The sequence below is a fragment of the Vulcaniibacterium tengchongense genome, assembly GCF_003814555.1.
In the GTDB taxonomy this organism is placed as follows: domain Bacteria; phylum Pseudomonadota; class Gammaproteobacteria; order Xanthomonadales; family Xanthomonadaceae; genus Vulcaniibacterium; species Vulcaniibacterium tengchongense.
This window is the reverse complement of sequence record NZ_RKQN01000003.1, coordinates 373,982-383,462: the sequence shown is the minus strand read 5'-3', so window position 1 is coordinate 383,462 and position 9,481 is coordinate 373,982. Positions and strand designations below refer to the sequence as shown.

Sequence of the window (9,481 nt, the reverse complement as noted above, 5' to 3'; positions counted from 1 at the left end):
CGAAGGAGTGGGCCATGATTCGTGACAGTCGGCGTGATAAGGCGTATTGGGATGAGTGGACCACTTTTCTTGAGGATTCAATTCGGAAAGCCTGGGAGAGACTGAAGCAGCCACCAGGGGACCCAAACTATCGACCCCAGTACGTCTTCGAGTTAGCGAATGACCATTATGAGCTGATGTTGCGCCGATACTCCCGTGGCGACCCGGTAAGCGAGCTCTCTCAATACTTTCCCGGATTGCTGAAGGCCTGGGAAGAATCCGAGCGTTTGGGTAAGGATGTTTGGAGTGATGAAATCCAGTACACCCGCCATGCCTGGGCGGTCAATATCGACCATTACGTCCGTTGCTTCTGGCTGACAGGCCTTGCCTTGACCCTGGATATCCCGGACGAGCAGTGGCAGCGATTGCTGGCCTTGATGGGCAACGAAGGCGAGGACGCGCTCCTGGATCGCGTGATTGCCAGCCGCCAACCAGGGCGGCCGATTGGCGACAAGCTGTGCTTCCCGAAAGCGTATCAGCGCTTGCTGGACGTGGTGGAGGCACCCGCCGGGCAGCGCCCGCAGTTGCTGCGCAACTACCTTGATAGCTGGTTCTCCAGCCTGAAGAATGCGGGCTCCCCAAGCTTTCCTAAAGACTATCGTACGCCGTACTGGTGGGATTTCTGCACTGATGAAGCAGTGGGCATGAAGGGCGGCTATTTCGGCTGCTGGTGCATCGAAGCCGTCGCTGTCGCCAAAGCACTAACTATCGACGATAGTTTGTGTCTGGATCATCCGAACTATCCGGGCGACCTTATCCAAGACGACCGTGGTCCGCGCTATACCGATCCCACTCTATCCCTGGAGTCGAATACAAAGCGGATTGAGCCCAGCCGTGCTGCTACGCAGCCGCGCTCACGCAGTTGGCTTTCCCGTTTTCTGTTAGGCTCGGACAAGTGACCCGTCTCCGATTTCTGTGTCCCGTCCACGCCGTCCACAACTGTTTCCCGCCTTGCTAACGCCACATTCTTCGCCCATTCGCGGGGTTGCATCGGTGATAAATAGCACGCTCCTGCGCTTTCGTTGCCTCCTTTCGAGTAACGGCTGGTGAATTTTTGTCCACGTATGGCGGTTTCATTGCCCGTCACGCAGCATGCCGTGGACAGCGGGGGCTGCCGACATTTGCTGATCTGCGATGCCCCCGACCGACTCAGGGCGGGAAATACCAGCCAGTGATGTATCCGTCCCACGCCTCGAACCACTGTGGTCGTTTCGTAGACTTGCCGCGCCCGACCCACGCCTCGGCCGGCGTATGCCCGGCCAGATGCTGATGCGGCCGCGCATGGTTGTACCAACAACGAAACTCGACCAGCTTGACCTGCAGTTCGTCCCGTCCATGGACGGCGATGCGATCCAGATGCCGCTTGAGCGTGCCGAAGAAGCGTTCGATACGGCCGTTTTGCCAGGGACAGTGCAGATCGATGGTCTGCAGCCGGATGCCGAGCGACGCCAACGCCGCTTTCATCAGCACCGAGTTGAAGCAGGCTTCGTTGTCCACGCGGATGATCTGCGGCAATCCTGAGCGACGGCCTGGATCAACTCGCGCAAGAGGGTCAGGCTGCGTTTGTCCGCCAGTGTCTGCAGGTGCAGGCAGGCGCGGGTGCCGTGATCGATCAGTCCCAGGATGATCTTTTGCTCACCGGACAGATCGCCCTTGCCGGTGAGGTCCAGCGCCCAGATCCGGTTGCGCGGCATGGATCGGGGTACCCGATGCTTCAAATCGCGCCGCAGTTGAACGATCTGCGCCCGGGACTGGCGTAGCACGATGGATGGCGACGAAGCTCTCGCTCACGCGTTCCCCACGATCGCCGAACTGTCGATTGAAGCATTCGGCGAGAGTGCGACAGCCCAGGTCGGGCGAGAGCGCTTTCAAACGCACGATCTCGCGCCGCACCCACGGTGGCTCGCGGTGCAATCGGATCGGTTTGCGGGCGGAGGCGGCGATGCTCGCTGCGCGTCGGGCCGGCTTTGCCTTTATCGCCCGATGGCGCGCATGCGCTCGCCGAAGCGCCAGAAATAATAGCGCGAGAAGCAGCAACAGCATCGTATCCATCGTTCCGTTTCCCAGGCGGACAAGAATAGTCGTCGCGCCGACCGGCAGCCTGTTCACCGTGCGCCCCGGCGGCAGCCAGTACCTGGTCGAGACCGAAAATCTGTAGGTGATCCGCGATTGGCAACCGATGTTCTTGATGCTGTCAAAAAGAGGAAGAATCGAGAGGTGGATAGTGCATACTGATCCCAGTGGCCAGGTGTCAGTGGGATTGTTGGACAGAAATGGGAAATTCATTCCGCAACCGAGCTCCAAGCTGTTTGGAGGAAGTGGCCCGTGATGCGTGATAGCAGACTAAATCAGGAATATTGGAATGAATGGATCGAATTTTATGAATCTCGAATTCCAAAAATGTTGAGTATTCTCCGTGAGCCCGAAGGAGATAATGATTACGTGCCTCAGTACGCGTTCGAAATTTCTAACGTGTGCCACGAACAGATGCTGCGCCGATATTCACGTGGGGGCGCTGTGAGTGAGTTGGCACAGTACTTCCCTAGTCTTTTGGATGCATGGGAGGAGGCTGAGCGGCTGGGCAAGAATACTTGGAGTAAAGAACTCCAATACACGCGCCATGCTTGGGCGGTCAACTTCGACCACTATATTCGTTGCTTCTGGCTGAGCGGACTGGCATTGACGCTCAACATCCCCGACGACCAGTGGCAACGGTTGCTGGTCTTGATGGGCAATGAAGGCGAAGATGCTCTGCTGGGATCGGGTGATCGCTAGCCGTCAAGCAGATAGGCCTATAGGCGAAGAGCTTTGTTTTCCGAAGGCGTATCAGCGTTTATTGGAAGCGGTGAAGGCGCCGCCCGAAGAGAGACCGCAGTTGCTCCGCAACTATCTTGACGATTGGTTCTCCAGCTTAAAAGGCGCAGGCTCGCCAAACTTCCCTCGCGAACATCGCACGCCGTACTGGTGGGATTTCTGTGCGAATAAGGAACTAGGCATGAAAGGAGGCTACTTCGGCTGCTGGTGTATCGAGGCCGTAGTCGCCGCCAAGGTGTTCAATATCGACGACAGTCTGTGCCTTGATCATCCGAATTACCCTGGCGATCTGCTACAGGACGGGCGTGGTCCGCGCCATTCCAATCCCGCCGTGGCGCCGGGACAGTCACAGGATTCAGAACTGGAGTGGAGAGCTTCGACGATGGGCCGCACCGGTATCAAAGGGCTGGTTTGCTCGTATCTTTGGTGGGCGGTAAGGAGATCGCGAAGCGCGCTAAGGCATCGTGGAGGCGTCAGGTTGGGGCCGATGGGCGACGCGACGGCGGTACGCACCGCGGGCGATTCGCCCGACACGATCGTCATGGGCGCGGTGGACACGCGGGCGCCGACCGGCAGCCTGTTCACCGTCCGCCCCGGCGCGGCCAGTACCTGGTCGAGACCGACCCGCGCTTCGCCGACTACCGCAACTGGCTGAGCTCGGACTACCTGCTGGGCCGGATGGGCGTGGATCCCACCTACACGCACAAGCGCCTGGGCGACGGCTTCTACGAACAAAAACTGGTGCGCGAGCAGATCGGCCAGCTGACCGGCCGCCGCTTCCTGGACGGCTACGGCAGCGACGAGGACCAGTACCGCGCCCTGCTGGAGGCCGGCGCCACGTTCGCGCAGACCTGGAACCTGCGCCCCGGCGTGGCCCTGACCGCCGAACAGATGGCGCAGCTGATCAATGGGTTACTGGAGGTGGAAAGTGACATTGAGCTTGTTTGACGTTCGTCCTGATGACTCGATTGGTGCATGGTTCTTGGATACTCCTCATTATGAAAATGGGGAAGAGATCCTGGGTCTTGAGTTCAGGAGGGGGCAACGATGGGATCGTGAAAAGAGGCTGCGCACATCCGTCTATTCTGAGGGAGTGCGAGTGAGTTTTTGTCGCGGTGGTCGTGGAACTTTCTATATTGCATCGCATCTTATGAGGGTATTGCGGTCCGTAATTTCCGACGACCGCTTGGAGGGCATTCCTGTCGAGATATCTGGATGCAGTGAAGAGTATGAGATACTGAACGTTCTAGATATTGTCGATTGCGTCGATGAAGATCGATCTGAGTTTGGTAAGTGGACGGAATCTGGCGGTCGTCCTGAGATGATAGGCCGCTACCGCGGAATTCCGAAGATGGTGCTAGACGGGGGGGCGGTCGCAAGGGCATGACTTGTTTCTAGTGAAGAACTGGGAAGTCGCGATGATCTGCTCAGGGAAGATTCGCGATCTTTTACTCTACCACGGTGTGACGGGCATGCGGTTTTCTCCAGTTGAGACGAGTTGATAATTTCGCATATTGAGCGGCATCGGCAGCAATAAGTCCCCTCCTGGGGGTGAAGAATCACGAGCCCGCTTCTGGTTCCAGCCGGATGGAGTACGAGGCCAGCACCGCGCAGGGCAGCCGCATCGCCAGCGAAGGCGACGTGGCCATCGTGGCGCGCAGCGGCGACCTGAGCGTGATCGGCAGCCGGGTGGAGGGCGACAACGTCGCCCTCGCGGCCGCGCAGGACCTGATCCTGAAAAGCGCGACGGAGACGGCCGAGCAGCGCGAGCGCAACAAGGCGTCCAGCGGCGCGATCGGCGTGACGATCGGCTCGGAAGCGGGCATCGGCGTGTACGTCAGCGCCAACGCGGCCAAGGGCCAGGGCCAAGGCAGCGGCACCACCCATGCCGAGACCACGGTGCAGGCCGGCAATACCCTGACCCTGATCAGCGGCCGCGACACCACGCTGGAAGGCGCGCAAGCCCTCGGCGAGCGCGTGATCGCCGACGTGGGCCGCAACCTGAGCCTGATCAGCCAGCAGGACACCAACGACTACCGGCGCAAGGACCAGGCCGGCGGCATCGACGCGGCGGTCGGCACCGGCGGCGGGCAGGTCAGCGGCTACTACAACCAGCAGAAGATCGACAGCACCTACACCCGCGTGCGGGAGCAGACCGGGATCCAGGCCGGTGCGGGCGGGTTCGACATCCGGGTGGGCGGGCACACCGAACTGGTGGGCGCGGCCATCGCCAGTACCGCCGACCCGAGCCGGAACCGGCTGGACACCGGCAGCCTGTCGGTCGGTGACCTGCAGAACGAGGTGAGCTACCAAGCCAGCAGCGTGGGCGGAGGCTTCGGCAGCGGCGGTAGCGCCGGCAATGCCCTCAGCAACGGCATCGGTGCCGGCCTGAACCTGGCGGTGGGCCAATCGGGCGATGCCAGCAGCACCACGCGCAGCGGCATCAGCGCCGGCACGATCGAGATACGCGACGGCGACACCGCGGCGCTGGCGAGCCTGGACCGCAGCGTGACCCAGCTGCAGCAGGAGGGCCTGCAGGCGATCTTCGACGAACGCAAGGTGCAAGAGCGCCTGGAGATGGGGCAGGTGGCCGGGCAGGTCGGCATGCGTACGGCCGGCGCTTGGCCGACAAGATGGGCTGGGAAGAGGGCAGCAAGGAGAAGGCGATCCTGCACGGCCTGGTGGGCGCTGGCATCGCCGCGTTGGGAGGTGGCGAGGCCTTGCAGGGTCTGACCGGCGCGGCGGCCAACCAGCTGGCGACGAAGGCCCTCCAGGACTACTTGGTACACGACGCCAAGATCGATCCGGACTCGCCGGAGGGCAAGACGCTGATGGAGTTGGCCAGCGTGGCGATCGGCACGGCGTTCGGGGGCGGCAGCGGCGCGGCGACGGCGCTGTATGGCGAGCAGTTCAATCGGCAACTGCATCCAGACGAGTTCAAGTGGATCGACGAGAACGCAGAGAAATTTGCCGCGCAATTGTATGGCTGCGACCAGGCCTGCACGCCCGAGCAAATTCAGACCGCGAAGAACCGCTTGATCATTGAGGCGGGTGCCCGCGTCGATGCCGTCATGGCCGATCGCGCCGGCGGCGTGGACGAGGCGGCGCAGGCGTTCATCAATACCAATCCGGTCAAGTTCGCATGGGGCGAAGGTTTCACCGCCACCCGCGAGCAATACTACGACTTCAAGTACTTCGGCGACCTGCTGAGCCGGGACAAGCAGGCCTTCATTGACTTGGCGGAAGCGCTCGACAGCGCTGGCTGGGGCAAGCGGGAGTTCCAGGCCGCCTATCACGACCAGTTGCTGGCCGCTGCCGATCGGGCACGTGGCGAGTCCGGTCAGGCGATCATCGAGAACTTCACCGGCGATGTCGGGCTGGTGCTGGGTATCGTTCGCAAGTTGACCGAAGGCGACACCGATGGTGCGGCTACCGACAGCATCCTTGCAGCCCTGCCTTGGGGCATCAGCAAAGCGGTTGGCGGACTCCGCCCGATCGCGTCGGCGGGCGAGAACCTGGTCTCGCTCAATGGCAAGGCGATCAGCGACACCTGGGTCAGTGCCAAAGGCGAGTTGACGTGGATCCACCCGCTGACCGGCGCCAGGGAGGTGGTGCCGGACAATGCTCGCGTGCACGTGGATCACATCCTGCCGCAGAATGCGATCAAAGAGATCGACGGTTTTACAAGCTTGCCCAAAGACGTGCAGAAGCAGCTGCTGAATGACCCCGCCAACCTGCAGCCGATGATTGAATCAGCGAACTGCTCCAAGGGGTGCAGGGTGGAAATGGGGAGCGACGGCTGGATGACGTGGAATGGGCAGCCGGTGAGTGATGGATATAGGGAATATCTGGAAGACGCACAGCGCGAATTCCGTAACAAGGTGAACAAGACCATTGCGGCTTATATGGCGGGAGGCGATAAGTGAAGACGCTAGCGCAAGACATAGGCCACCTCATGGAGGTGAAAAGCGTTTCCACTGAGCAATACCTAGCCAAGATGGATGGGGGGGTCTATGTGCATTTCGAAGATGTTCCTGAGGAGTACCGACTTGACATTGAACTGGGGCGTGACCGAACAGGCACGTATGACTATGTGGGCATGCTGCAGCGTAGAAAGGATTGGGTCGTCGAACCACTGAAGGAACTGCAGCCGTACTCGTACCGCGCATTCCAAGAAGCGGTGGGGCCGCTGCTCCTTGGTGTCGTGTTAATCAAGAATTTGATCAGGCCTGAGGATCCGCCTCTGGTGCGGCCTATCATGTTCTTCGATGCCACTGGTCGCATGATCGAGGTGTTTCCTACTTTTCTAGGAGGTTCCTATGAGGACGGCCATGACACCGTTCGCGGAACGCTACAAAGCCTGCCCGCGGCGCTGGCCAGGTCCTGGTTGTGGCGCACGAATGGCTGGCGCATGCCCAGCGAGCCATTCCAAGGCCCCTTGATCAATCGTCGACTGGTATGCCACCCCATGCAAGGCTGGGCGTCGATTGAGGATGTACTCAAGACCTACGACCCAAAGCGCTGGAAGTGGATGATGAACACCATCCTGAAGCGCTTCCCGGACGCGGTGGTGACCCACTACCACCCCGATGACGGTAGCCCTTCGGAGTGGACCCAGATGCGTTGCTTCCTGGATACGCGCCCGCCGGGAGTGAGCGGCCCCGTCGGCGATCAATTCTTCGTGTTCGATGAACATCGCGATCAAACCGTTTACCACATCCATCGCGGCGACATCGACAACATCCGCATCCTGCGCGATCCGGCCGATGCCATCGACCGTTACTGCGCACATACGCTGCGTCGCCATCCCGGCGAGTTCGATTTCTCGCCATGGAGTGAACCGCTTTGAGCAGAGAGGATCCGGCAAGACGTGACCTTGGCAGGCCGGCGAGCCCATCACCGTCGCTGCCGGTCGCGACGTGAGCCTGACCACGGCCAGGAGTACGGCGAGCAGTTCAATCGACAGCTTCACCCGAGCGAGAAGCAGGTCATACGTGACGAGCTTGCGGAGGAGTATGCCAAGGCGCATGGCCCGACGGTCGAGAAGGCTCAGGAGGTCCTGGCAGCGCAGTTGCTTCGTATCTTCCTCAGAAATTCGGTTGGTCTGAGCCGCTGAAGCTTCCTTTCGATCCCGAGTACTTGGAAGCGTTGATCCCGCCAGCTAGGGGTCCCCGGCTCCTTGCGTGAGGCCGCTATCTCTGGAGAGGTCGAAGAGTTGATTAGAGATGGAAGGATGAGACTGTTTGGTGGAAGCGTAGTGGACGGCAGCGCGCCCACGGAGCTTGGTGGGTAGGTTGGCGTCAGACAAACGCGAAGCAAGTCCCGAGCACGCATTCGCGCATTGACGTCGTGGTTTATGAGTCACGCCCAAAGACGTACAGAAGCAGCTGCTGAATGACCCCGCCAACCTGCAGCCGATGATTGAATCAGCGAACTGCTCCAAGGGGTGCAAGGTGGAAATGGGGAGCGACGGCTGGATGACGTGGAATGGGCAGCCGGTGAGTGAACAATACAGGAAATACTTGCAAGAAGCTCAAGATGATTTCCGAGCCAAGATTAGCGAAGTTATCGATGCGTATCGCGCAGGAGGACGGTGAGTGAAAGCGCCAGTGCAAGAAATGAGCCACCTTCTGGAAACAAAGAGCGTCACTTCCGGGGAATTCCGAGCCGGTATGGATGGCGGAATATATGAACGGTACGATGATGTGCCAGATGCCTTTCGTCCGAGGCTGGAGCGCCGTCGAGATGGGGGAAAGACAGAGGACTATGCCGGCATGTTGCGGCGTGGAAAGGACTGGATCGTCGAGCCACTGAAGGAATTACAGCCGTACTCGTATCGCGCATTCCAAGAGGTGGTGGGGCCGCTGCTGCTTGGTATTGTGTTGATCAAGGATCTGAAGAACCCCGATGGACCGCCGTTGGTGACGCCGGTCATGTTCTTCGATGCTAGTGGCCGTATGGTTCAAGTGCGTCCGGCCTTTGCTGGGGGCACATACGAAGACGGCCGCGATACCATTCGCGGAACGCTACAAAGCCTGCCCGCGGCGCTGGCCAGGTCCTGGTTGTGGCGCACGAATGGCTGGCGCATGCCCAGCGAGCCATTCCAAGGCCCCTTGATCAATCGTCGACTGGTATGCCACCCCATGCAAGGCTGGGCGTCGATTGAGGATGTACTCAAGACCTACGACCCAAAGCGCTGGAAGTGGATGATGAACACCATCCTGAAGCGCTTCCCGGACGCGGTGGTGACCCACTACCACCCCGATGACGGTAGCCCTTCGGAGTGGACCCAGATGCGTTGCTTCCTGGATACGCGTCCGCCGGGAGTGAACGGCCCCGTCGGCGATCAATTCTTCGTGTTCGATGAACATCGCGATCAAACCGTTTACCACATCCATCGCGGCGACATCGACAGCATTCGCATCCTGCGCGATCCGGCCGATGCCATCGACCGTTACTGCGCACATACGCTGCGTCGCCATCCCGGCGAGTTCGATTTCTCGCCATGGAGTGAACCGCTTTGAGCAGAGAGGATCCGGCAAGACGTGACCTTGGCAGGCGGCGCAATTGCAGGCCGGCGAGCCCATTACCGTCGCTGCCGGTCGCGATGTGAGCCTGACCACGGCCA

9 protein-coding genes and 2 pseudogenes are annotated in these 9,481 nt (G+C 60.3%); 9 read left to right on the top strand and 2 right to left on the bottom strand.

From position 1 onward, the window contains the following. The first annotated feature begins 14 nt into the window (after positions 1–14). The gene (locus EDC50_RS12205) at positions 15–938 is read left to right on the top strand and encodes a PoNi-like cognate immunity protein (RefSeq protein WP_123770757.1); all 924 of its coding nucleotides are present in this window, start codon (positions 15–17) and stop codon (positions 936–938) included. Between the two features lie 250 nt (positions 939–1,188). On the opposite strand, the gene EDC50_RS12200 is transcribed toward EDC50_RS12205, so the two are convergent. Together EDC50_RS12200 and EDC50_RS16545 are read right to left on the bottom strand one after the other, a co-directional pair. Continuing rightward, complete coding sequence (locus tag EDC50_RS12200; RefSeq protein WP_158635690.1) at positions 1,189–1,536, bottom strand: integrase core domain-containing protein; 348 nt, start codon at positions 1,534–1,536, stop codon at positions 1,189–1,191. Positions 1,537–1,674: 138 nt separating this feature from the next. Next, entirely contained in the window at positions 1,675–2,325 is a 651-nt protein-coding gene (locus EDC50_RS16545) for a hypothetical protein (RefSeq protein WP_158635691.1), read from the bottom strand. Positions 2,326–2,367: 42 nt separating this feature from the next. Between EDC50_RS16545 and EDC50_RS12195 the strand changes: the two genes are divergently transcribed. The 8 genes and pseudogenes from EDC50_RS12195 to EDC50_RS12160 all read left to right on the top strand — a co-directional run bounded on the left by EDC50_RS12195 (position 2,368) and on the right by EDC50_RS12160 (position 9,377). Continuing rightward, positions 2,368–2,814 carry a PoNe immunity protein domain-containing protein gene (locus EDC50_RS12195; RefSeq protein WP_158635692.1) on the top strand — a complete coding sequence of 149 codons (447 nt, stop codon included), beginning with the start codon at positions 2,368–2,370 and terminating at the stop codon, positions 2,812–2,814. Further along, positions 2,774–3,085 (top strand): annotated as a pseudogene (locus EDC50_RS16900) (PoNe immunity protein domain-containing protein); the annotation flags it as partial. The gene EDC50_RS12195 and the pseudogene EDC50_RS16900, both read left to right, overlap by 41 nt. Before the next feature lie 273 nt (positions 3,086–3,358). Further along, a pseudogene (locus EDC50_RS16895) lies at positions 3,359–3,771 on the top strand (hypothetical protein); the annotation flags it as partial. Positions 3,772–4,404: 633 nt separating this feature from the next. Further along, a complete protein-coding gene (locus EDC50_RS12180; protein ID WP_123770752.1) occupies positions 4,405–5,586 on the top strand; it encodes a hemagglutinin repeat-containing protein in 1,182 nt (393 codons plus the stop codon). Beyond that, positions 5,475–6,779 (top strand): hypothetical protein, encoded by a 1,305-nt coding sequence (locus EDC50_RS12175; protein WP_123770751.1) that lies wholly within the window; start codon positions 5,475–5,477, stop codon positions 6,777–6,779. The genes EDC50_RS12180 and EDC50_RS12175 overlap by 112 nt, the downstream gene beginning before the upstream one ends. Further along, positions 6,776–7,702, top strand: coding sequence for a hypothetical protein (locus tag EDC50_RS12170; RefSeq protein WP_123770750.1), 927 nt, complete (start codon positions 6,776–6,778; stop codon positions 7,700–7,702). Before EDC50_RS12175 ends, EDC50_RS12170 begins: the two co-directional genes overlap by 4 nt. Positions 7,703–7,723: 21 nt before the next feature. Next, positions 7,724–7,969, top strand: coding sequence for a hypothetical protein (locus tag EDC50_RS16420; RefSeq protein WP_123770749.1), 246 nt, complete (start codon positions 7,724–7,726; stop codon positions 7,967–7,969). A gap of 502 nt (positions 7,970–8,471) precedes the next feature. After that, positions 8,472–9,377 (top strand): hypothetical protein, encoded by a 906-nt coding sequence (locus EDC50_RS12160; protein WP_123770748.1) that lies wholly within the window; start codon positions 8,472–8,474, stop codon positions 9,375–9,377. Positions 9,378–9,481: the final 104 nt, after the last annotated feature.

Bases quoted from the DNA above. Each gene is read 5' to 3' on its own strand.
- EDC50_RS12205 (WP_123770757.1), top strand. From the start codon at position 15: ATGATTCGTGACAGTCGGCGTGATAAGGCGTATTGGGATGAGTGGACC.
- EDC50_RS16545 (WP_158635691.1), bottom strand. From the start codon at position 2,325: ATGAATTTCCCATTTCTGTCCAACAATCCCACTGACACCTGGCCACTG.
- EDC50_RS12195 (WP_158635692.1), top strand. From the start codon at position 2,368: ATGCGTGATAGCAGACTAAATCAGGAATATTGGAATGAATGGATCGAA.
- EDC50_RS12160 (WP_123770748.1), top strand. From the start codon at position 8,472: ATGAGCCACCTTCTGGAAACAAAGAGCGTCACTTCCGGGGAATTCCGA.